Annotated in this window: 14 protein-coding genes, 6 tRNA genes, 3 rRNA genes and 1 riboswitch; of the genes, 17 read left to right on the top strand and 6 right to left on the bottom strand. The window is 55.7% G+C overall.

Features of this window, described 5'->3' with window-relative positions; genetic code table 11:
- Window positions 1-77 precede the first annotated feature (77 nt).
- The 3 genes from astB to astE are packed head-to-tail and all read left to right on the top strand — an operon-like array spanning window position 78 to window position 2798.
- Entirely contained in the window at window positions 78-1424 is a 1347-nt protein-coding gene (gene astB, locus POF45_RS08565) for an N-succinylarginine dihydrolase (RefSeq protein WP_259495875.1), read from the top strand.
- Between the two features lie 60 nt (window positions 1425-1484).
- Complete coding sequence (locus POF45_RS08560) at window positions 1485-1775, top strand: topoisomerase II (RefSeq protein ID WP_259495873.1); 291 nt, start codon at window positions 1485-1487, stop codon at window positions 1773-1775.
- 12 nt (window positions 1776-1787) lie between these two features.
- Window positions 1788-2798, top strand: a complete 1011-nt coding sequence (astE, locus tag POF45_RS08555) for a succinylglutamate desuccinylase (protein WP_282315511.1) — start codon at window positions 1788-1790, stop codon at window positions 2796-2798.
- Between the two features lie 84 nt (window positions 2799-2882).
- On the opposite strand, the gene POF45_RS08550 is transcribed toward astE, so the two are convergent.
- Window positions 2883-3392, bottom strand: a complete 510-nt coding sequence (locus tag POF45_RS08550) for a 6,7-dimethyl-8-ribityllumazine synthase (protein WP_259495871.1) — start codon at window positions 3390-3392, stop codon at window positions 2883-2885.
- A 102-nt stretch (window positions 3393-3494) separates the two neighbouring features.
- A riboswitch (FMN riboswitch) is annotated at window positions 3495-3666 on the bottom strand.
- Window positions 3667-3863: 197 nt separating this feature from the next.
- Between POF45_RS08550 and ltaE the strand changes: the two genes are divergently transcribed.
- The 7 genes from ltaE to POF45_RS08515 all read left to right on the top strand — a co-directional run bounded on the left by ltaE (window position 3864) and on the right by POF45_RS08515 (window position 9828).
- Complete coding sequence (ltaE, locus tag POF45_RS08545) at window positions 3864-4868, top strand: low-specificity L-threonine aldolase (protein WP_259495869.1); 1005 nt, start codon at window positions 3864-3866, stop codon at window positions 4866-4868.
- Between the two features lie 146 nt (window positions 4869-5014).
- Window positions 5015-7633: an alanine--tRNA ligase gene (gene alaS, locus POF45_RS08540; protein ID WP_259495867.1), complete on the top strand. Its 2619-nt coding sequence runs from the start codon at window positions 5015-5017 to the stop codon at window positions 7631-7633.
- 90 nt (window positions 7634-7723) lie between these two features.
- Entirely contained in the window at window positions 7724-8965 is a 1242-nt protein-coding gene (locus tag POF45_RS08535; RefSeq protein ID WP_031319071.1) for an aspartate kinase, read from the top strand.
- A gap of 188 nt (window positions 8966-9153) precedes the next feature.
- The gene (gene csrA / locus POF45_RS08530) at window positions 9154-9342 is read left to right on the top strand and encodes a carbon storage regulator CsrA (protein ID WP_002554426.1); all 189 of its coding nucleotides are present in this window, start codon (window positions 9154-9156) and stop codon (window positions 9340-9342) included.
- A 62-nt stretch (window positions 9343-9404) separates the two neighbouring features.
- A tRNA-Ser gene (locus tag POF45_RS08525) sits at window positions 9405-9495 on the top strand.
- Window positions 9496-9602: 107 nt separating this feature from the next.
- A tRNA-Arg gene (locus POF45_RS08520) sits at window positions 9603-9679 on the top strand.
- Window positions 9680-9751: 72 nt separating this feature from the next.
- A tRNA-Arg gene (locus tag POF45_RS08515) sits at window positions 9752-9828 on the top strand.
- Window positions 9829-9847: 19 nt separating this feature from the next.
- On the opposite strand, the gene POF45_RS08510 is transcribed toward POF45_RS08515, so the two are convergent.
- Window positions 9848-10366: a cell envelope protein SmpA gene (locus POF45_RS08510; RefSeq protein ID WP_259495865.1), complete on the bottom strand. Its 519-nt coding sequence runs from the start codon at window positions 10364-10366 to the stop codon at window positions 9848-9850.
- Window positions 10367-10688: 322 nt separating this feature from the next.
- Here POF45_RS08510 and mgtE point away from each other — a divergent pair, with 322 nt between their 5' ends.
- A complete protein-coding gene (gene mgtE, locus POF45_RS08505; RefSeq protein ID WP_259495864.1) occupies window positions 10689-12131 on the top strand; it encodes a magnesium transporter in 1443 nt (480 codons plus the stop codon).
- Window positions 12132-12233: 102 nt separating this feature from the next.
- Here mgtE and POF45_RS08500 read toward each other — a convergent pair whose 3' ends face one another.
- Both POF45_RS08500 and POF45_RS08495 read right to left on the bottom strand, forming a co-directional pair.
- A complete protein-coding gene (locus POF45_RS08500) occupies window positions 12234-12560 on the bottom strand; it encodes an Arc family DNA-binding protein (RefSeq protein WP_003178899.1) in 327 nt (108 codons plus the stop codon).
- Window positions 12561-12992: 432 nt separating this feature from the next.
- Window positions 12993-13172 carry a PA3371 family protein gene (locus tag POF45_RS08495; RefSeq protein WP_259495863.1) on the bottom strand — a complete coding sequence of 60 codons (180 nt, stop codon included), beginning with the start codon at window positions 13170-13172 and terminating at the stop codon, window positions 12993-12995.
- Window positions 13173-13584: 412 nt separating this feature from the next.
- On the opposite strand from POF45_RS08495, the gene POF45_RS08490 reads away from it, so the two are divergent.
- From POF45_RS08490 to rrf, 6 genes are all read left to right on the top strand, one after another.
- A tRNA-Arg gene (locus POF45_RS08490) sits at window positions 13585-13661 on the top strand.
- A gap of 830 nt (window positions 13662-14491) precedes the next feature.
- Window positions 14492-16030, top strand: a 16S ribosomal RNA gene (locus tag POF45_RS08485).
- A 162-nt stretch (window positions 16031-16192) separates the two neighbouring features.
- A tRNA-Ile gene (locus POF45_RS08480) sits at window positions 16193-16269 on the top strand.
- 30 nt (window positions 16270-16299) lie between these two features.
- Window positions 16300-16375: transfer RNA gene (locus POF45_RS08475), tRNA-Ala, on the top strand.
- A 236-nt stretch (window positions 16376-16611) separates the two neighbouring features.
- Window positions 16612-19503: ribosomal RNA gene (locus POF45_RS08470) — 23S ribosomal RNA — on the top strand.
- A 155-nt stretch (window positions 19504-19658) separates the two neighbouring features.
- Window positions 19659-19774, top strand: a 5S ribosomal RNA gene (gene rrf, locus POF45_RS08465).
- The 16S, 23S and 5S rRNA genes sit together here with 2 tRNA genes alongside, the layout of an rRNA operon.
- Before the next feature lie 119 nt (window positions 19775-19893).
- Here rrf and POF45_RS29825 read toward each other — a convergent pair.
- Entirely contained in the window at window positions 19894-20352 is a 459-nt protein-coding gene (locus tag POF45_RS29825; RefSeq protein ID WP_431978593.1) for a response regulator, read from the bottom strand.
- 71 nt (window positions 20353-20423) lie between these two features.
- Complete coding sequence (locus POF45_RS08460; protein ID WP_431978592.1) at window positions 20424-23402, bottom strand: CheR family methyltransferase; 2979 nt, start codon at window positions 23400-23402, stop codon at window positions 20424-20426.
- Between the last annotated feature and the right edge of the window lie 147 nt (window positions 23403-23549).

Raw genomic sequence — 23549 nt, 5'->3', positions numbered from 1 at the left:
CTCGCGAAAGCCGCAACCCGGTCTGACTGAATTGTTACCTGATGCCTATAACAACAGATTCTCGTGGAGCCTCGCTGATGAAATCCTATGAAGTCAATTTTGACGGTCTAGTGGGGCCGACCCATAACTACGGCGGCTTGTCCTACGGCAACGTCGCATCCCAGAGCAACAGCCAGCAGTCTTCGAACCCGAAGGAAGCCGCGCTGCAAGGCCTGGCAAAAATGAAAGCGCTGATGGAAATGGGCTTTCAACAAGGCGTGCTGGCGCCGCAAGAGCGCCCGGACGTGGCCGCCTTGCGCCGTCTGGGTTTCGGCGGCACCGATGCGCAGGTGATCGAGCGGGCTGCCAAAGAGGCGATGCCGTTGCTGGTCGCCAGTTGCTCGGCATCGAGCATGTGGGTGGCCAACGCCGCCACAGTCAGCCCGAGCGCCGATACCGCTGACGGTCGCGTGCATTTCACTGCCGCCAACCTGAACTGCAAATACCATCGCAGCATTGAACATCCGACCACCAGTCGCGTGCTGGGGGCGATGTTCGCTGATCAGAAACACTTTGCTCACCACGCTGCCTTGCCGGCAGTGGCGCAGTTCGGCGATGAAGGCGCGGCCAACCACACCCGCTTCTGCCGTGACTATGGCGAAGCCGGTGTCGAGTTCTTCGTGTTCGGTCGCAGTGCGTTCGATACCCGCTACCCGGCGCCGCAGAAATACCCGGCGCGCCAGACCCTCGAAGCGTCCCAGGCGGTTGCCCGCCTGCACGGCCTGAGCGATGACGGTGTGGTGTACGCCCAGCAGAACCCGGCGGTAATCGACCAGGGCGTGTTCCACAATGACGTCATTGCTGTCGGGAACGGTGAAGTGTTGTTCTATCACGAGGACGCGTTCCTCGACACCGAGCAGATGCTGGCCGAACTGTCTGCAAAGCTCGCAAAAGCGGGTGGGAAATTTCAGTCAGTCTGCGTGCCTCGCACTGCGGTAACCGTGGAAGACGCCGTTCGTTCCTACCTGTTCAATAGCCAGTTGCTGTCGCGTCCTGACGGCTCGATGCTATTGATCGTGCCGGAAGAGTGCCGTGGCAATGAGCGTGTCTGGCAATACCTGCAAGGCTTGACCAGCTCTGGCGGGCTTATCCGCGAGGTGAAGGTTTTCGACCTCAAGCAGAGCATGCAGAACGGCGGTGGCCCGGCTTGCCTTCGTTTGCGCGTTGCGCTGAATGAAACCGAGCTGGCGGCCGTCAACCCAGGGGTTATCATGACCGCGCCGCTGTACGGCTCGCTGACCGAGTGGGTCGAGAAGCACTATCGCGACCGCATGACCGAAAACGATCTTGCGGACCCGCAATTGCTGCTTGAATGCCGGACGGCACTGGATGAACTCACGCAAATCCTTAAACTGGGCGCGGTTTATCCATTCCAGATCAATTGAAAGAAGCGGCAGGCCAATCAAAACCGCCTGCCGTTCTATCTCCCAAACGAGTAAAAAAACATGAGCGATACCCTGCAGCTGATCCTTGAAGACACCGACGGCACGCAACTGGAAACATCCTGCACCCGCGTCGCAGTCATTTGGCAAGGCAAAGAGCTGTGGATCCAGCAGGACGGCCGTGGCCAGCTGTTGATCGGCGTGGACGTTGAAGAAGGCGACGCCGAATACGCCAACCTGCTGCTGCGCCCATTGGCGACTAATCTGGTAAGTCTGCAACTGGAAATGGAACCGGCCGACGTCGGCGATGACGAGGACCACGTTCACGGTCCGGATTGCAATCACGACCATTAAGGAAATCGCTCTATGCTCGCCCTCGGCAAACTGCTTGAACTGACCCTCGCCGGCCGCGAACCGGCGGAGAAGACTCAACTGACTGTCGAAGGCGTGCGGATGCGCTGGTTGAGCGAAGGTGCACTGGAAGTCCGGCCACCTGAAGCGCGCGACAATGGCCTGGACCTGCTGCTGTCAGCCGGGATCCACGGCAACGAAACCGCGCCGATCGAGTTGCTGGATCGGTTGCTGCATGACATCGCACGGGGCGACCTGAAACCCCGCGCACGTATCCTGTTCCTGTTCGGCAATCCCGAGGCGATCCGTCGCGGGGAGCGTTTTATCGAGCAGGACGTCAATCGGCTGTTCAATGGCCGTCACGAACAAAGCAGTGGCTGCGAAGCCCTGCGCGCCTGTGAGCTGGAGCGGCTGGCGGCGAGTTTCTTCAGCCTGCCAGACCGCGAGCGTCTGCACTATGACCTGCACACGGCGATTCGTGGTTCGAAGATCGAACAGTTTGCTTTGTATCCCTGGAAAGAAGGGCGCGCGCATTCGCGTCTGCAACTGGCTCGTCTGCGCGCTGCCGGGATGGAAGCGGTGTTGCTGCAGAACAAACCGTCCATCGTGTTCAGCTCCTACACCTACGACAAACTCGGTGCCGAGGCTTTCACCCTGGAGCTGGGCAAGGCCCGGCCATTCGGGCAGAACGAAGGGGTGAACGTTTCCCTGTTGGAAACCCGCCTGAAGCAGATCATCGAAGGCGACGAGCCTTCAATGAATGGCGACGGGCTGGAGGGGTTGCAGCTGTTCAGCGTGGCGCGGGAAATCATCAAGCACAGCGACAGTTTCCGTCTGAATCTACCCGCGGACATCGAGAACTTTTCGGAGTTGGAAGTGGGGTACGTGCTGGCCGAAGACATCGCCCAGACCCGCTGGATCATCGAAGAGAAGGGCGCCCGGATCATCTTCCCGAACCCCAAGGTGAAGAACGGCCTGCGCGCCGGCATCCTGATTGTGCCGACGACTGACGAAGATCTCGCTTAAGCGCAACACAAAACAAAGGTGGGAGCGAGCCTGCGCGCTCCCACCGTTGATGTGGGTGAAGCCAAAGGCCTCACCCAGGGCGGTTTAGACCGCTACCGCGCGATGTTCACTACGACGCAACGCCCGCATCTTGTGCAGCGTATCCGCGCACGTCTTCGCCGCTTCCTGGCCCTTGTGCACAAAGTGTTCAAAGAAGAACTTCTGATGTTCTTCGCCGGCATGGAAGTGATGCGGGGTCAAAACCACGGAGAACACCGGCACTTCGGTTTCCAGCTGAACCTGCATCAGGCCGCTGATGACCGACTGGGCGACGAATTCGTGACGGTAGATCCCGCCGTCCACCACCAGGCCTGCGGCAACGATGCCGGCATAACGGCCGGATTTGGCGAGCATCTTGGCGTGCAGCGGGATTTCAAAGGCGCCGCCGACTTCGAAGAAGTCGATGTCCGCTTCCTGATAACCCTGAGCAAGCATTTCGGTCACGAAGCCTTTACGGCTCTGATCAACGATTTCCTTGTGCCAGCAGGCCTGGACGAACGCAACGCGCTCGCCGTGATGGTTTTTGCTTTTGCTGTCAATTGCGGTGGGTTGCATGTTCTGACTCCTGTTTGTGTGAAAAACAGGGCATATGAATCGAATGGGATTTAAGGGTACGCACGCTCGCACGAATGCCCGCGGACGGCCCTTTGGCGCCAATCCCGTTCTCTCTTCATCCGGACTATGACCGTCGGCCCCGGGATCACACCGGGTCTGCTGACCTTGCCGTCATTCATCGCCCAAGCAATGTCTGCCGCCAAGCGCTCGCGGGCTATGCGCGTTGCGCGCAATTACCGCCGGTGGGGAGTTGCACCCCGCCCTGAGAACGTTTTGCCGCCCATTTGTTTGGCGGCGAAGCGTTTTTAACACATATTTCCAACATGCGCATTGCTGCTTTCTGATGATAGACATCGGGTTTTTTGAAGATTGAATCCGTCTTTTCCTGGCGCCGGGGTTGATTATTCATCGAGATGACCGCAGTAATTCCTGCTTGAAGGGGATTTTCCCCTGCTGACCGAGGCCTGATTCATGAGTGTTATCGATCTTCGTAGCGACACCGTCACCCAACCAACCCCGGCAATGCTCGATGCCATGGCCACGGCGGCCACTGGTGATGATGTGTATGGCGAAGATCCAACGGTCAATCGGCTTGAGGCGGAACTGGCCAAGCGCCTGGGTTTCGCGGCGGCGTTGTTCGTACCGACCGGCACGATGAGCAATCTGTTGGGCTTGATGGCCCACTGTGAGCGCGGTGATGAATACATCGTCGGCCAGCAGGCACATACCTATAAGTACGAGGGGGGAGGCGCAGCGGTGCTCGGTTCGATTCAACCGCAACCATTGGAAGTGCAGGCCGATGGTTCGCTGGACCTGGCCCACGTCGCTGCGGCGATCAAGCCCGACGATTTTCACTTTGCCCGCACCCGGTTGCTGGCGCTGGAAAACACCATGCAGGGCAAGGTCCTGCCGCTTGCGTACCTGGCCGAGGCGCGCCGGTTTACCCGCGAACACGGCCTGGCCTTGCACCTGGACGGCGCCCGGCTCTACAACGCGGCGGTTAAACTGGGTGTTGATGCGCGGGAAATTACCCGGCATTTCGATTCTGTTTCGGTTTGTTTGTCCAAGGGCCTCGGCGCACCGATCGGTTCAGTGCTGTGCGGCTCGGCGGAGTTGATCGGCAAGGCGCGACGTCTGCGCAAAATGGTCGGGGGCGGTATGCGTCAGGCCGGGATTCTCGCGGCGGCCGGTCTTTATGCGCTGGACAACCACGTTCAGCGCCTGGCCGACGATCACGCCAACGCCCAAGCGCTGGCCGATGGTTTGCGCGCAGCCGGTTACGACGTCGAGCCGGTACAGACCAACATGGTTTATGTACAAATGGGTGACAAGGCGGGGGCGCTCAAGGCATTTGCCGCTGAGCGTGGCATCAGCTTGACTGCCGCTTCGCGCTTGCGCATGGTCACGCACATGGACGTCAGCCGTGCGCAAATCGACCAAGTGGTCGCGACATTCGTCGAGTTTTCGCGCAACTGACAGCGTTAGCCGTCCAATTGACCGTTTCTATCGTATAAACACGCTGTACCCCGCGCGCAGGGCCGATATAATGCGGCCCTTTGCCGTCGCTTCGTCTGTTGACGTTTCGCACAGGCCTTTGGCCGCAGCCTCCGTGGAAGAACCTAATGAAAAGCGCAGAAATCCGTGAAGCCTTCCTTCGCTTCTTCGAAGAGCAAGGCCACACCCGTGTAGCCTCCAGCTCTTTGATTCCGGGCAACGACCCAACCCTGCTGTTCACTAACGCGGGGATGAACCAGTTCAAGGACTGTTTCCTGGGCCAGGAAAAACGTGCGTACACCCGTGCGACCAGCAGCCAGAAGTGCGTGCGTGCCGGTGGCAAGAACAGTGACCTGGAAAACGTCGGCTATACCGCTCGTCACCACACATTCTTCGAGATGCTGGGTAACTTCAGCTTCGGCGACTATTTCAAGCATGACGCCATCACCTTTGCCTGGACCTTCCTCACCGGCGTGTTGAAACTGCCCAAGGAAAAGCTCTGGGTGACCGTCTACGCCAGCGATGACGAAGCCTACGACATCTGGACCAAAGAAATCGGTGTGCCGGTCGAGCGCATGATCCGCATCGGCGACAACAAGGGTGCGCCTTACGCCTCCGACAACTTCTGGACCATGGGCGATACCGGTCCATGCGGCCCTTGCACCGAGATTTTCTACGATCACGGCGCCGACATCTGGGGTGGCCCACCAGGTTCGCCGGAAGAGGACGGCGACCGTTACATCGAAATCTGGAACAACGTGTTCATGCAGTTCAACCGCACCGCCGATGGCGTGTTGCATCCGTTGCCAGCGCCGTCGGTTGACACCGGCATGGGCCTGGAGCGGATCAGTGCGGTCATGCAGCACGTTCACTCCAACTATGAAATCGACCTGTTCAAGAACCTGTTGAGCGCCTCGGCCCAGGCAATCGGTTGCAGCAATGACGACCAGTCTTCGCTCAAGGTTGTTTCGGACCACATCCGTTCGTGCGGCTTCCTGATTGCCGATGGCGTGCTGCCGTCCAACGAAGGCCGTGGCTATGTGCTGCGCCGGATCATTCGTCGCGCGTGCCGTCACGGTAACAAGCTGGGCGCCACTGGCAGCTTCTTCTACAAGATCGTTGCGGCGCTGGTCGCCGAGATGGGTGAAGCGTTCCCCGAGCTCAAGCAACAGCAGGCCAATATCGAGCGTGTACTGAAAGCTGAAGAAGAGCAGTTTTCCAAGACCCTGGAGCACGGCCTGAAAATTCTCGAGCAGGACCTGCTGGAACTCAAGGGCACCGTGGTGCCGGGCGACGTGGTGTTCAAGCTGTATGACACCTATGGCTTCCCGATGGACCTGACCGCTGACATCGCCCGCGAGCGCAGCCTGACGGTCGACGAAGTCGGTTTCGAACGCGAGATGGAAGCCCAGCGCGTCCGTGCCCGTTCGGCCAGTTCGTTCGGTCTGGACTACAACACGCTGGTCAAGGTTGACGTGGCCACCGAGTTCACCGGTTACAAAGCCACCAGCGGTTCGGCCAAAATTGTTGCCATCTATAAAGATGGCCGCTCGGTCGACGTATTAAGTGAGGGCGAAGAGGGCGTGGTCGTTCTGAACCAGACGCCGTTCTACGCTGAATCCGGCGGACAGATCGGCGACTGCGGTTTCCTGCAGGCAGGCGCTTCGCGTTTCGACGTGCGTGACACCACCAAGACCGGCGGTGCATTCCTGCATCACGGTGTGTTGGCCTCGGGCAGCCTGATGGTCGGCGCGCCAGTAGAAACCCACGTTGATGCCGATGTACGTCACGCCACCTCGTTGAACCACTCGGCGACGCACTTGCTGCACGCCGCGTTGCGTCAGGTGCTGGGCGAACACGTTCAGCAGAAAGGCTCGTTGGTCGACAGTCAGCGCCTGCGCTTTGACTTCAGCCATTTCGAAGCCATCAAGCCTGAACAGCTGAAGGCGCTGGAAGACATCGTCAACGCCGAGATTCGCAAGAACTCTGCCGTCGAGACCGAAGAAACCGACATCGAAACCGCCAAGAAAAAAGGCGCCATGGCGCTGTTTGGCGAGAAGTACGGCGACAACGTGCGAGTGCTGAGCATGGGCGGTGATTTCTCCGTCGAGCTGTGCGGTGGCATCCACGCCAACCGTACCGGCGACATCGGCCTGCTGAAAATCATCAGTGAAGGCGGTGTGGCTTCCGGCGTGCGTCGTATCGAAGCGGTGACCGGCGCGCAAGCACTGGCTTATCTGAATGCTGCTGAAGAACAACTCAAGGAAGCGGCCAACCTGGTCAAGGGTAGCCGCGACAACCTGATCGACAAGTTGTCGGCTGTGCTGGAGCGCAATCGTCAGCTGGAGAAGCAACTCGAGCAGTTGCAAGCCAAGGCCGCCAGTGCGGCGGGCGACGATCTGTCGGCTGCTGCGCTTGATGTCAAAGGCGTGAAAGTGCTGGCCGTGCGTCTGGATGGTCAGGACGGCAAGGCGCTGCTGGCGCTGGTTGATCAGCTGAAGAACAAACTCGGCCGCGCAGTGATCCTGCTCGGCAGTGTCCATGAGGATAAGGTCGTTCTGGTTGCAGGCGTAACCAAAGACCTGACTGGCCAACTCAAAGCCGGTGATTTGATGAAGCAAGCCGCTGCGGCAGTGGGCGGGAAGGGCGGTGGTCGTCCAGACATGGCGCAAGGCGGTGGTGTTGACGCCGGCGCGCTGGACGCGGCACTGGCCCTGACTGTTCCGTTTGTAGAGCAGGGTTTATAAGGCAGTGCGTCGGGGCCGTCGTCTAGTGGCAGCCCCGACGGCTGTTTGAGTGATTATTGGGCGCCCTTCATGGGCAGAGGCGGCTTTGAAATGGCTTTGATCGTACAGAAATTTGGAGGCACCTCGGTCGGCACTGTCGAGCGAATCGAACAGGTAGCCGACAAGGTTAAGAAATTCCGCGATGCTGGCGATGACCTGGTGGTTGTGCTGTCTGCAATGAGCGGCGAGACCAACCGTCTGATCGATCTGGCCAAGCAAATCAGTGGCGACGGCCAACCGGTTCCCCGTGAGCTGGATGTGATCGTCTCCACCGGTGAGCAGGTGACGATTGCCCTGTTGGCCATGGCGCTGATCAAGCGCGGCGTACCGGCGGTGTCTTACACCGGCAACCAGGTAAGGATCCTGACGGACAGCGCGCACAATAAAGCGCGTATCTTGCAGATTGACGATCAGAAAATTCGCGGTGACTTGAAGGCCGGTCGCGTGGTGGTTGTCGCCGGTTTCCAGGGCGTCGACGAGCACGGCAACATCACCACCCTCGGTCGTGGCGGTTCCGATACCACCGGCGTGGCGCTGGCAGCGGCCCTGAAGGCTGACGAATGCCAGATCTATACCGATGTGGACGGTGTCTACACCACCGACCCGCGCGTCGTGTCCGTGGCTCAGCGCCTGGACAAGATTACCTTCGAAGAGATGCTGGAAATGGCCAGCCTCGGTTCCAAGGTGCTGCAGATCCGCGCGGTCGAGTTCGCCGGCAAGTACAACGTCCCGCTGCGCGTACTGCACAGCTTCAAGGAGGGTCCAGGCACCCTCATTACTATTGATGAAGAGGAAACCATGGAACAGCCGATCATTTCCGGCATCGCTTTCAACCGCGATGAAGCCAAGCTGACCATCCGTGGCGTGCCAGACACCCCGGGCGTGGCGTTCAAGATTCTCGGGCCTATCAGTGCGGCGAACATCGAAGTCGACATGATCGTGCAGAACGTTGCGCACGATAACACCACCGACTTCACGTTCACCGTGCACCGTAACGACTTCCAGGCGGCGCAAACCGTGCTGGAAAACACCGCTCGCGAGATCGGTGCTCGTGAGGTGGTGGGTGATATCAAGATTGCCAAGGTCTCGATCGTCGGTGTCGGCATGCGCTCCCACGCCGGTGTGGCCAGTCGTATGTTCGAGTCCCTGGCCAAGGAAAGCATCAACATCCAGATGATCTCGACTTCGGAGATCAAAGTCTCCGTGGTGATCGAAGAGAAGTACCTGGAACTGGCTGTGCGCGCGCTGCACACGGCTTTCGAGCTGGACGCGCCGGCCCGCCAGGGCGAGTAAAGCGTTTCCTGAAGGGCGCGGTCTGACCGCGCCCTTCGTCTTTTTTGAATGGCGCGACCCAGGACTCTGTTCTTTTGCTCGCGCTGGTCAATACTCAGGCATGTAGGGCTGCGATCGTTTCGGTTGTAGGTCGAATGCCTTTTTTTTGCAGACTGTTGTCCCTGAATGAAATGCGTGAGGAGAAAGGTATGCTGATTCTGACTCGTCGGTGCGCAGAAAGCCTGATTATTGGTGATGGCGAAATCACCGTGACCGTGCTCGGCGTCAAAGGAAATCAAGTGCGTATTGGTGTCAACGCCCCGAAAGAGGTGGCTGTTCACCGTGAGGAAATTTACCTGCGTATCAAGAAAGAGAAGGACGAAGAACCAAGCCATTAATTTTTATCGTTTTTTATGTTTGCAAACGGGGAAAAGGTTGGTTAAGATACGCCCCGTGTTGCGGAGAGCTGGCCGAGTGGCCGAAGGCGCTCCCCTGCTAAGGGAGTACACCTCAAAAGGGTGTCGGGGGTTCGAATCCCCCGTTCTCCGCCATTATTTGCGTAGTACGTTGTAATCTGGCTTCTTCGGTAAGTTGTTGAAATTACTAGAAAAAGTGTTTGACATAGAGATTAGACGGCCTATAATGCGCGGCAACAAATGCACTCGTAGCTCAGCTGGATAGAGTACTCGGCTACGAACCGAGCGGTCACAGGTTCGAATCCTGTCGAGTGCACCATTTAAGGGTTGTTTGCAGTAATGCGGGCGACTTTGCTTCAGCCAGTTGTGGTCTGGTCTAAAAACACAAAATGCACTCGTAGCTCAGCTGGATAGAGTACTCGGCTACGAACCGAGCGGTCACAGGTTCGAATCCTGTCGAGTGCACCAAACACCAAAAAGCCCGCGTTTAACGCGGGCTTTTTGCCGTCTGGGATTTGGCTTTTCCTTTGACGCATCCTTTCTCGTCGAACTCCACATTCGCACTACGACCTCGGTTGGGTTCGTAGTGATAGCGGGTGGCTGAATTGCGAATGCTGATCTTGTTCGGCTTGCCGAGAGCGCTTTCAACGTCCTGCTGGCTCATGCCGGCGACGACTCGTTGATTGATGATCGCTTCGCGACGTTGTTTGGCATCAATGCCGTTTGCGCATTTTTCCTCGGGTTGGCCTATGACGGTCAGCTCCGTCCTTTTTGTGCTCGTGTCTTCGGTTTCCTGGTAATTGGCGTCGGGCAAGATGGCAACAACGCTGCCGGGCGTGAATGGGCGTACTTGCTGATGTTCAAAGCGCTCACCTGCCGCGCAGCTCATCGTGGTGAAGGTGATGTGGCCGTTAGATGCCTCGCATCGATGAATGGTTGTCGCCAGTGCCGAGGAAGGCAGGCAGAGCAGGGCGATCAGCAAGAAACAGGATGTTCGAGATGGCATTGGGCGTCCTCCGTGACGTTTGTAGTCGAAGGGTAGCTGCTGCATTTTTCGATGAGGGTGTGTTTTCTTTTCAGGATGAGTCGTCGCAGTTCCATGGATCAGGGTGGCACACAGGTTTGTCTCGCAACCGCTTGTTTCAAGCACGATTTTTTAAGCGTTTTAAACCGGTAGGCGGTGTATCATTGCGCCCGTCAGCCCCGTCGGGGCTTATGGAAAACCTCCATGGACTTACCCAGTAGTTACTCAGTATCCCGTTTCTACAATCATGAATTGACTGATTGATCCTTCCGGCGTGCCCCGCTGCTGGGAGTGGAGTTCGCCTATGTCCGATGTTGAAGTAAAGAAAACACAAGAAAGCCTGCAGGATCGCCTTGCTCAGGTTGTTGAGTTGTTGCAGCGTCAGCGGGTGGTCGAAGACCTGACTCATCGCCAGGAAGGTGCGCATCACGACCGGGTCGAGAACCTGGTTCACCGGCAAAACCTCGTCGAGTTGCAACGCAAGCTCGATGATCTGCACTCCGCCGACGTCGCCTACATCCTTGAAGCACTGCCGCTGGACGATCGTCTGACGCTTTGGCAACTGGTCAAGGCTGATCGTGACGGCGATATCCTGCTTGAAGTATCTGATTCGGTTCGTGAAACCCTGATCGCCGACATGGACGATCACGAACTCCTGGCTGCGGCCAAGGACATGGATGCCGACGAACTTGCTGACCTGGCCTCCGAGCTGCCGCGAGACGTCGTTCATGAGTTGATGGAAACCCTCGATGGCCAGCAGCGTGAGCGCGTTCGCTCCGCGTTGTCCTACGATGAAGAACAAGTCGGTGCGCTGATGGACTTCGAGATGGTGACTATCCGTGAGGATGTCAGTCTTGAAGTGGTTCTGCGTTACCTGCGTCGTCTCAAGGAGCTGCCAGGTCACACGGACAAGCTATTCGTGGTTGACTACGACGGCGTGCTCAAGGGTGTATTGCCAATCAAGCGTTTGCTGGTCAATGACCCGGACAAGCAGGTTTCCGAAGTCATGGCCAGCGATCCGGTAAGCTTTCATCCGGACGAAGACGCCTATGACGCCGCGCAGGCATTTGAGCGTTACGATTTGATCTCCGCTCCGGTGGTCGACAAGAACGGCAAGTTGATCGGTCGCTTGACCATCGATGAAATGGTCGACCTGATTCGTGAAGAGAGCGAAAACGAAGTTCTCAACATGGCCGGTCTGCGGGAAGAAGAGGATATCTTTGCGTCAGTGTGGAAATCCCTGCGCAACCGTTGGGCCTGGCTGGCGGTGAATCTGATTACCGCGTTTGTCGCTTCACGGGTGATTGGCCTGTTTGAGGGATCCATCGAAAAACTGGTGGCGCTCGCGGCCTTGATGCCGATCGTGGCCGGGATCGGAGGTAACTCGGGCAATCAGACAATTACCATGATTGTTCGGGCGATGGCGCTGGACCAGGTCAGCACTGGTAACACCTCGCGCCTTATGCGCAAGGAGCTTGCGGTTGGTTTGATCAATGGTCTGGTCTGGGGCGGGGTGATTGGCATCGTTGCCTACCTGCTTTATGGCAGCTGGTCCTTGGGCGTGGTGATGACTGCGGCCATGACACTCAATTTGTTGTTGGCGGCATTGATGGGGGTGCTGATTCCCATGACGCTGGCACGCCTTGGGCGGGATCCGGCAATGGGCGCCAGTGTGATGATCACCGCCATGACCGACAGTGGTGGTTTTTTCATCTTCCTTGGGCTGGCGACGATTTTCCTGCTCTGATCCGTTTTTTCAAAGCCCGCCAAATTGGCGGGCTTTTTTATGTCTCGAATTCAGGGCAAAAAAAAGCCAGCGATCAGGCTGGCTTGAATTTTTTTGGCTGAATCAGGAAGCGTCTGCGGCCATTTCAGCGTCGTGGGCGATCAGCGAAACAAGAGCATTTTGCTGGCGGTGGGAGAGTTGACGGAAACGTTGCAGAAGTTCGCGTTCGTGCAGCGACAGCTCGGGGCTGTCGAGGCGCATGCTCAGCTCTTCGCCCAGTGCGCCTTCCTGAATAAGACTCTGCTCAAGGCGCGCAATGATTTCGGAGTTCATGCTGCGATGATGATTGCGAGCCACCTCGGCAATGCGTTCACGCATTCCGTCTGGCAGACGTACGACGAACTTGTCAGCCGTACGGCTGGAATAAATTGCCTGTTTCAATGGGCGCATATATTTAACCGGTTAGTTCAGGGGAGCGGTTCTCGGGATTGGCCGCGGGATGTCTGATACGACAAGCACTTTGGCCAAATGTTCAACCTGAATTGATAGAGGCTCGCATCATGCCTCAAACTTGCCAGATCATTGGCGTCAATTCTGTGACAAATATTGAACTGGATAAAGGCGTTATGCCAGCACCAATTATCAGAAATGCGGACTGGTTGGAAAAGATTGCCTGGGTCCGTGGTTCTGACCGCGTCCTCTTGGCTTGCGAATAGCGCCCGAAGGCGTTCGAAGGTCATGTTATGCGGATTCAATCAGCGTTCCTTACCCTGTACAGGATAGTGGCAATTGGCCGATTTACTAGAGCTGAACCTGTTACATGGGCGTTTTCAGGATGGATGGCAGGCTGGCTTGTCCATGATGCGCTTGGGCGACGGCGATTCAGCGCAATACCGGATCGAATTTGATCCTGCGTCCGATGATCAGCGCCACAACGAACAATGAGCTGAAAGCAGCGCAGCCGATCAGGGGGAGGGTGATGGTCGTCGCCTGATTTGTAGCCAGATGAAGAATGCCACTCAGCAGGGCGAGGATGAAAAACCCTATCGCTGATTTGGACATGTGTTGCTCCTTGTGAAGGGGGGTAAAGTACAAGGCGGTCAGCAACCGGTGTATGGCGTGGATGGCTGACCGTTGGCGCGGGGAACCGTTTTGTACTCGCAGTAAAGGGGGGCGTTCATGAGCTTTGCTGGAAGCTCTTCGTTGCTCTCGAAAGAAAGCAGCTCTCGTGCCAACAGTTTAATGGCTATTAAGCTCTTTAAAAACAAGGCATTGAGATGTTTTGACGAGCGAGTGACGCGGCAATTTGCAATAGCGGCAGATTCAGAGGAGGGTAATTTGCACGGCGGGCTATTCGGCGGGCCATTAGGGAGATTGCCTACATTCAAAAAGCCTACGGACGACATGACAAAAGCTGGGTCCCCCGTTAACATGCACGCCGTCTATCGTGCTTCGTTCCTCGCGCACGATTTGTGTCTCAGTAGCTCAATTGGATAGAGCATCCCCCTCCTAAGGGGAAGGTTGGCAGTTCGAACCTGCCCTGGGACACCACCTATATAGCTCAAGGCAGTCAGCGTCTTTATCAGGCGCTGGCACTGCTTTCACTTTGGCAGCTACGTTGCCTGTCGGCTGGTTTCGGTACTACCTCCCTTTGCCTGACCCTGTATGCCCTGGCGTTAGTGCTTGTGGGAGAGGCGGGTTTCTTTCGCTTGGTCTGCTGAGCGGTAGGTCTGCTTCTATATATAGAAGCGCAGCAACGAAGGAGTGCCTGAGGTCTGCAGGCTCGCAAATCCTGCGTTTGGTGCCCGAATAGGTATCTTCTGCAACAAAAGCGTAATCAGTGCTTGACGGCAGATTCTGGAAGTCTATAATTCGCCCCACTTCCGGCGCAGTCGAAACGGAAAACTCCTTGGTAAACAAAGAGTTACGCAGTTTTCGACAGCGAGTTGCTTCAGGTCATCGAAGCCCAGAAGGAGTTGAAAGAGTGGTGTTGTTTTGCTCTTTTAACGGTTCGATCTTCTCGGTCGAAAGCGGAGAAAAAGAGGTGTTGACAGCAGCGTGTAACGCTGTAGAATTCGCCTCCCGCTAACGAGAGATCGGAAGCGCAAGTGGTTGAAGTTGCAAAGGAAACTTTGAAAACTTCTGAAAATAACCGCTTGACAGCAACAGAGGCTGCTGTAGAATGCGCGCCTCGGTTGAGACGAAAGATCTTAACCAACCGCTCTTTAACAACTGAATCAAGCAATTCGTGTGGGTGCTTGTGGAGTCAGACTGATAGTCAACAAGATTATCAGCATCACAAGTTACTCCGCGAGAAATCAAAGATGTAACCAACGATTGCTGAGCCAAGTTTAGGGTTTCTTAAAAACCCAAAGATGTTTGAACTGAAGAGTTTGATCATGGCTCAGATTGAACGCTGGCGGCAGGCCTAACACATGCAAGTCGAGCGGCAGCACGGGTACTTGTACCTGGTGGCGAGCGGCGGACGGGTGAGTAATGCCTAGGAATCTGCCTGGTAGTGGGGGATAACGCTCGGAAACGGACGCTAATACCGCATACGTCCTACGGGAGAAAGCAGGGGACCTTCGGGCCTTGCGCTATCAGATGAGCCTAGGTCGGATTAGCTAGTTGGTGAGGTAATGGCTCACCAAGGCGACGATCCGTAACTGGTCTGAGAGGATGATCAGTCACACTGGAACTGAGACACGGTCCAGACTCCTACGGGAGGCAGCAGTGGGGAATATTGGACAATGGGCGAAAGCCTGATCCAGCCATGCCGCGTGTGTGAAGAAGGTCTTCGGATTGTAAAGCACTTTAAGTTGGGAGGAAGGGCATTTACCTAATACGTAAGTGTTTTGACGTTACCGACAGAATAAGCACCGGCTAACTCTGTGCCAGCAGCCGCGGTAATACAGAGGGTGCAAGCGTTAATCGGAATTACTGGGCGTAAAGCGCGCGTAGGTGGTTCGTTAAGTTGGATGTGAAATCCCCGGGCTCAACCTGGGAACTGCATTCAAAACTGACGAGCTAGAGTATGGTAGAGGGTGGTGGAATTTCCTGTGTAGCGGTGAAATGCGTAGATATAGGAAGGAACACCAGTGGCGAAGGCGACCACCTGGACTGATACTGACACTGAGGTGCGAAAGCGTGGGGAGCAAACAGGATTAGATACCCTGGTAGTCCACGCCGTAAACGATGTCAACTAGCCGTTGGGAGCCTTGAGCTCTTAGTGGCGCAGCTAACGCATTAAGTTGACCGCCTGGGGAGTACGGCCGCAAGGTTAAAACTCAAATGAATTGACGGGGGCCCGCACAAGCGGTGGAGCATGTGGTTTAATTCGAAGCAACGCGAAGAACCTTACCAGGCCTTGACATCCAATGAACTTTCCAGAGATGGATTGGTGCCTTCGGGAACATTGAGACAGGTGCTGCATGGCTGTCGTCAGCTCGTGTCGTGAGATGTTGGGTTAAGTCCCGTAACGAGCGCAACCCTTGTCCTTAGTTACCAGCACGTTATGGTGGGCACTCTAAGGAGACTGCCGGTGACAAACCGGAGGAAGGTGGGGATGACGTCAAGTCATCATGGCCCTTACGGCCTGGGCTACACACGTGCTACAATGGTCGGTACAGAGGGTTGCCAAGCCGCGAGGTGGAGCTAATCCCAGAAAACCGATCGTAGTCCGGATCGCAGTCTGCAACTCGACTGCGTGAAGTCGGAATCGCTAGTAATCGCGAATCAGAATGTCGCGGTGAATACGTTCCCGGGCCTTGTACACACCGCCCGTCACACCATGGGAGTGGGTTGCACCAGAAGTAGCTAGTCTAACCTTCGGGAGGACGGTTACCACGGTGTGATTCATGACTGGGGTGAAGTCGTAACAAGGTAGCCGTAGGGGAACCTGCGGCTGGATCACCTCCTTAATCGACGACATCAGCTGCTCCATAAGTTCCCACACGAATTGCTTGATTCATTGAAGAAGACGATAAAGAAGCAGCCTTAACAGGTTGTAGCTTGGTTGGTTAGAGCGCACCCCATGCTTGGCGGTAAAGAGCAGGGTGAGGTCGGCCTTATAGCTCGAAATTGGGTCTGTAGCTCAGTTGGTTAGAGCGCACCCCTGATAAGGGTGAGGTCGGCAGTTCGAATCTGCCCAGACCCACCAATTTTGTGTGGGAAACGCCTGTAGAAATACGGGGCCATAGCTCAGCTGGGAGAGCGCCTGCCTTGCACGCAGGAGGTCAACGGTTCGATCCCGTTTGGCTCCACCACTAACTGCTTCTAGCGTTTAAAGCTTAGAAATGAGCATTCCATCATTGTGATGGTGAATGTTGATTTCTAGTCTTTGATTAGATCGTTCTTTAAAAATTTGGGTATGTGATAGAAAGATAGACTGAACGTTACTTTCACTGGTAACGGATCAGGCTAAGGTAAAATTTGTGAGTTTAATCGCGAATTTTCGGCGAATGTCGTCTTCACAGTATAACCAGATTGCTTGGGGTTATATGGTCAAGTGAAGAAGCGCATACGGTGGATGCCTTGGCAGTCAGAGGCGATGAAAGACGTGGTAGCCTGCGAAAAGCTTCGGGGAGTCGGCAAACAGACTTTGATCCGGAGATGTCTGAATGGGGGAACCCAGCCATCATAAGATGGTTATCTTAAGCTGAATACATAGGCTTAAGAGGCGAACCAGGGGAACTGAAACATCTAAGTACCCTGAGGAAAAGAAATCAACCGAGATTCCCTTAGTAGTGGCGAGCGAACGGGGACTAGCCCTTAAGTGGCTTTGAGATTAGCGGAACGCTCTGGAAAGTGCGGCCATAGTGGGTGATAGCCCTGTACGCGAAAATCTCTTAGTCATGAAATCGAGTAGGACGGAGCACGAGAAACTTTGTCTGAATATGGGGGGACCATCCTCCAAGGCTAAATACTACTGACTGACCGATAGTGAACTAGTACCGTGAGGGAAAGGCGAAAAGAACCCCGGAGAGGGGAGTGAAATAGATCCTGAAACCGTATGCGTACAAGCAGTGGGAGCCCACTTTGTTGGGTGACTGCGTACCTTTTGTATAATGGGTCAGCGACTTATTTTCAGTGGCGAGCTTAACCGAATAGGGGAGGCGTAGCGAAAGCGAGTCTTAATAGGGCGTCTAGTCGCTGGGAATAGACCCGAAACCGGGCGATCTATCCATGGGCAGGTTGAAGGTTGGGTAACACTAACTGGAGGACCGAACCGACTACCGTTGAAAAGTTAGCGGATGACCTGTGGATCGGAGTGAAAGGCTAATCAAGCTCGGAGATAGCTGGTTCTCCTCGAAAGCTATTTAGGTAGCGCCTCATGTATCACTGTAGGGGGTAGAGCACTGTTTCGGCTAGGGGGTCATCCCGACTTACCAAACCGATGCAAACTCCGAATACCTACAAGTGCCGAGCATGGGAGACACACGGCGGGTGCTAACGTCCGTCGTGAAAAGGGAAACAACCCAGACCGTCAGCTAAGGTCCCAAAGTTATGGTTAAGTGGGAAACGATGTGGGAAGGCTTAGACAGCTAGGAGGTTGGCTTAGAAGCAGCCACCCTTTAAAGAAAGCGTAATAGCTCACTAGTCGAGTCGGCCTGCGCGGAAGATGTAACGGGGCTCAAACCATACACCGAAGCTACGGGTATCACTTAGGTGATGCGGTAGAGGAGCGTTCTGTAAGCCTGTGAAGGTGAGTTGAGAAGCTTGCTGGAGGTATCAGAAGTGCGAATGCTGACATGAGTAACGACAATGGGTGTGAAAAACACCCACGCCGAAAGACCAAGGTTTCCTGCGCAACGTTAATCGACGCAGGGTTAGTCGGTCCCTAAGGCGAGGCTGAAAAGCGTAGTCGATGGAAAACAGGTTAATATTCCTGTACTTCTGGTTATTGCGATGGAGGGACGGAGAAGGCTAGGCCAGCTTGGCGTTGGTTGTCCAAGTTTAAGGTGGTAGGCTGGAATCTTAGGTAAATCCGGGATTCTAAGGCCGAGAGCTGATGACGAGTGTTCTTTTAGAACACGAAGTGGTTGATGCCATGCTTCCAAGAAAAGCTTCTAAGCTTCAGGTAACCAGGAACCGTACCCCAAACCGACACAGGTGGTTGGGTAGAGAATACCAAGGCGCTTGAGAGAACTCGGGTGAAGGAACTAGGCAAAATGGCACCGTAACTTCGGGAGAAGGTGCGCCGGTGAGGGTGAAGGACTTGCTCCGTAAGCTCATGCCGGTCGAAGATACCAGGCCGCTGCGACTGTTTATTAAAAACACAGCACTCTGCAAACACGAAAGTGGACGTATAGGGTGTGACGCCTGCCCGGTGCCGGAAGGTTAATTGATGGGGTTAGCTAACGCGAAGCTCTTGATCGAAGCCCCGGTAAACGGCGGCCGTAACTATAACGGTCCTAAGGTAGCGAAATTCCTTGTCGGGTAAGTTCCGACCTGCACGAATGGCGTAACGATGGCGGCGCTGTCTCCACCCGAGACTCAGTGAAATTGAAATCGCTGTGAAGATGCAGTGTATCCGCGGCTAGACGGAAAGACCCCGTGAACCTTTACTATAGCTTTGCACTGGACTTTGAATTTGCTTGTGTAGGATAGGTGGGAGGCTTTGAAGCGTGGACGCCAGTTCGCGTGGAGCCAACCTTGAAATACCACCCTGGCAACTTTGAGGTTCTAACTCAGGTCCGTTATCCGGATCGAGGACAGTGTATGGTGGGTAGTTTGACTGGGGCGGTCTCCTCCTAAAGAGTAACGGAGGAGTACGAAGGTGCGCTCAGACCGGTCGGAAATCGGTCGTAGAGTATAAAGGCAAAAGCGCGCTTGACTGCGAGACAGACACGTCGAGCAGGTACGAAAGTAGGTCTTAGTGATCCGGTGGTTCTGTATGGAAGGGCCATCGCTCAACGGATAAAAGGTACTCCGGGGATAACAGGCTGATACCGCCCAAGAGTTCATATCGACGGCGGTGTTTGGCACCTCGATGTCGGCTCATCACATCCTGGGGCTGAAGCCGGTCCCAAGGGTATGGCTGTTCGCCATTTAAAGTGGTACGCGAGCTGGGTTTAGAACGTCGTGAGACAGTTCGGTCCCTATCTGCCGTGGACGTTTGAGATTTGAGAGGGGCTGCTCCTAGTACGAGAGGACCGGAGTGGACGAACCTCTGGTGTTCCGGTTGTCACGCCAGTGGCATTGCCGGGTAGCTATGTTCGGAATAGATAACCGCTGAAAGCATCTAAGCGGGAAACTAGCCTCAAGATGAGATCTCACTGGGACCTTGAGTCCCCTGAAGGGCCGTCGAAGACTACGACGTTGATAGGTTGGGTGTGTAAGCGCTGTGAGGCGTTGAGCTAACCAATACTAATTGCCCGTGAGGCTTGACCATATAACACCCAAGCAATTTGCTGACTCGAAAGAGCACCAGATTGCGGTGTGTGAAGACGAAACGAACCGAAAGTTCGAGAAACAAACACACAAATCTATCGCATACCCATTCGCTGGAGCGTGATCCGTAAGGAACACGAGCTGGCTACCGAATTTCTTGACGACCATAGAGCATTGGAACCACCTGATCCCATCCCGAACTCAGCAGTGAAACGATGCATCGCCGATGGTAGTGTGGGGTTTCCCCATGTGAGAGTAGGTCATCGTCAAGATTAAATTCCGAAACCCCTATCTGCGTATGCAGGTAGGGGTTTTGTTTTTGTCCGCAGGAAAGGCGAGAAGCAACACTGAACGGCTCATCGCTGTGATAAGACAACCGTCTCGCGAGTAATCAAAAGCCCCGCCGGAAGTGATCCTTCCGGCGGGGCTTTTTTGTGCGCGAGTGAACCGAGCGCCTAAATGGCCTGCAGTACTTGGACGTGTCTGGGGCAGAGCGCCTGGCTACGATGGTATCGAACTCAAGATCATGGGCACCGCACAGGGTTTCGATGATCTCAATCAAATCATCGTAGGCCACGGGTTTTCCAATGTGGTGATTGAACCCCGGCTCCCGCGACTTCCGGACATCGCTGCTGGCCGGTATATCTTTGACCTGCGGTAACTGACGCAGCGCGCTCATCAGTTCATGACCGCTCATGACCGGCATACCCAGGTCGGAGATAATCAGATTGAAGCTCATGCTCCTGGCTGCATCCAGCGCGGCCAGTGGCTGGTCGATGGCAACCACCTCGGCATCTTCCATTTCCAGCAGCATCTTCATGGTTTCCAAGACCATGGCGGAGTCGTCCACCAGCAAGATCGTGAGGCCGCTCAGGCGTCCGCGTGCAGAGTCTCGGCCAACTGCTGGCTCCGTTCCTTGTACTAGCGTTTGTGCCCAGTGAGATCCCGGGCGATTTTCACGTAACCCTGAAGATTGTCGCCATTGAGCAGGGTCGCTTCACCGCTACAAAATAACAGGTTGCCGTCCTTGCGCAGGTGCCACCGCTCATCTTCGGTACGGCCCTGAGTGCGGACAGTCTGGAGTTCAGCTTCAGGCACGCCCGCAGCGCGATCCTCGGCAGAGAAAATAAAGTCGTAATAGGCACCCTCGGCTTCGGCCTTGGTGTAGCCGAAGATCAGCTCGGCGCCTTTGTTCCAGCTTGTGATCAGTCCCTGTTCATCGAGAGTGATAATCGCGTAGTCGCGAGTGCTTTCGGCCACCAGGCGCATGCGTTCTTCACCCAGGCGTAACTCCTCTTCAGCGGCGCGACGCTTGGTAATGTCGATGAAGGTCAGCACGGTGCCGTCAATGTGGTCTTCGCTGGAGCGGTAGGGCAACAGACGTGCGATGTACCAGTGGTTATCGGTACTGCTGACTTCGCGTTCGATCATGTTCAACGACTCGAACACCTGGGTCGCATCGCGAGTCAGGTTCGGGTAATTCAGGCGGTGGGTGATATCAAGCAGCGAGCGACCGGTGTCTACCGGCAACATGCTGAAAATATCGGTAGCACGCGGCGTGAACCACTTGATGCGCATGCTGCGGTCGACAAATACCGTGGCGATGTCTGTGGAGGCGATCAGGTTGGTCAGGTAGTCGTTGATCTTGTCGGTTTCTTCAACCTTGGTTTTCAGCTCGTAATTGACCGTCAGCAGCTCTTCATTGATTGACTGCAGTTCTTCCTTGCTGGTTTCCAGCTCTTCGGTGGCCGAGCGCAGTTCTTCGTTGATCGCCTGCATTTCTTCGTTGGAGGCCTTGAGCTCTTCGCTGGAGACTTCTGATTGTTCGATAGTGTCCTGCAAGTGCAACTTGGTGCGTTGCAGCTCGCGCTCCAGGTTGGACAGCACCAGGCTTTCGGTTTGCAAGAGGGTGGAGGTCGTGACGTCGCAAGGATCGATTTCGACTTCTTCGAAAATCACCAGGATGAATTCGCCGTCTGACTCTTCGTCCTTATAGGGTTGTGCAACCAAATCGACCTTGTAGGCCCGTTCTTGACGCTTGATCGGTACTCCCCGGGACATGACAGTCAATCCGGTCTGCTGAACCTGAAACAGTGTGGTGCGGATTTCCAGGCGCAGTTCCGGCAGGATCAGTGTCAGCAGATTGCGCGACAGCTCACCGCCCACGTAGCGCAGAAAACGCCCGGCGTTTTCGCTCATGTGCAGGATGTCGGCATTGGCATCGACGATCATGCTTGGCGGCACCGTGCGTTCAAGGGCACGCTGATGGATGTCAGCGAAGGACAATTTACGCTGCACATGGTTTGGCGGCGGCTGCTGGGCAACATTGGTGCGCACGTAGCCGCCGCGTGGCATGGTCGGAGTACGGCGGCTGTTGGCAGCCCCGGTTTTCGCGCGGAAGATCCGGTTACGTTTATCGACCGCGGTGAACAGTTCGTGGCAGGCATCGGCGCTTTCGGATGACCCGAGAAACAGGAAGCCGCCGGAACGCAAGGCGAAATGAAACATCTGCAATATTTCGCGCTGCACTTCTCGATCCAGATAGATCAGCAGGTTGCGGCAAACGATCAGATCGATTTGCGAAAAGGGTGGATCCGACAGCAGGCTGTGCTTGGCGAACAGCACTTTTTCGCGAATTTCCTTGCGAATCCGATAGTGCTCGTCTTCCTTGACGAAGTACTGTCGCAGCCGCGTCGGCGGTACGTCTGTGATGATCGCTTGCGGGTATAGGCCCGCCCTGCCGGCGCTGATAGCGCGTTCATCGATATCGGTGGCGAACACTTGCAACGACGCCTTGCTGGCGTCCAGTTGTAACTGATCATTAAGCAGGATCGCCAGGCTATAGGCTTCCTCGCCTGTGGAGCAACCGGCGGACCAGATGCGGATCTCTTCGTTAGCGCCGGATGCCGACACCGCAGCACTGACCAGTTGCGGCAGTACATCACGCTCCAGGGCTTCGAACGCTTCGCGGTCCCGGAAAAAATTGGTCACACCGATCAGCATGTCGCCCAGCAACGCTTTGGTTTCGTCTGGATTGTTTTGCAGGTAGTGGTAATAGGCTTTCAGGTCCGGTTGTGCCGTGACCTGCATGCGCCGCTCGATCCGCCGCAGCACGGTAGCGCGCTTGTAGTGCTTGAAGTCATGACCGGTGCCAGCGCGCAATTGAATCAGAATATCGTGCAGCGTCTGCTCGGCAATGGCGGCTTCACGCTCGGAAACGGTGGCAATATCTTGTAGTTCGGGATCATTGCGGGTTGGCAAGGTGATTTCCTGAGAGTTACGCCACAATTCCAGCAGCTTTTGTGGCATTTCCACCACCGGCAGCACCAGGTCGACCATGCGCGTGTCGATGGCCGCGCGAGGCATGCCATCGAACTCGGCGTCTTCCGGCGCCTGGGCCATGGTGATACCGCCGTGTTCCTTGATCCGCGATAGCCCGACGGCGCCGTCGGAGCCGCTGCCTGACAAGACCAGACAAAAAGCGCGCTCGCGGTGCACTGCCGCCAGGTCACGAAAGAACAGGTCGATCGATGCGTGACGGCCTTGCTGTGGGTCATTGGCGCAGACCTCAAGGTTGCCTTCGTTCATCGCCAGGCGCTGGGCCGGAGAAATCACGTACACCCGGTTTTTTTCGACAGGGACGGTTTCGGTCACCTGCAGGACCGGCATCTTGGTTGATTCCTGGATGATCTTGTCGGCAATGCTTTTATGGTCGGGGGACAAGTGAAGAATGATCACAAACGCCATGCCGTTGTCCTGGGGCATGTTTTCAAAAAACAACTTGATCGCTTGCAGCCCTCCCGCCGATGCACCGATGCCAACCACCGGAAAGTCCAGGTGACTGCGTGTCAGAAGCCTGCCCTCGGTTGAGTTGGCCGAGTGCTGGGGGGAGTTGGTCATGACATCTGCCTTTGTCGGCGGTGAGAGCTTGCGCATTCAAGCGTATTGAAGGTGCACACTGGTGAATCAGGATAATCCCGATTTTCAATAACACCTTCAAATATTTAGTGCATCGCCTGGGTCGTGCGTATTCATTGAAGCACCACG

This window comes from Pseudomonas fungipugnans (genome assembly GCF_029955235.1).
Lineage (GTDB): Bacteria > Pseudomonadota > Gammaproteobacteria > Pseudomonadales > Pseudomonadaceae > Aquipseudomonas > Aquipseudomonas fungipugnans.
This window is presented reverse-complemented; position numbering and strand designations above follow the sequence as displayed.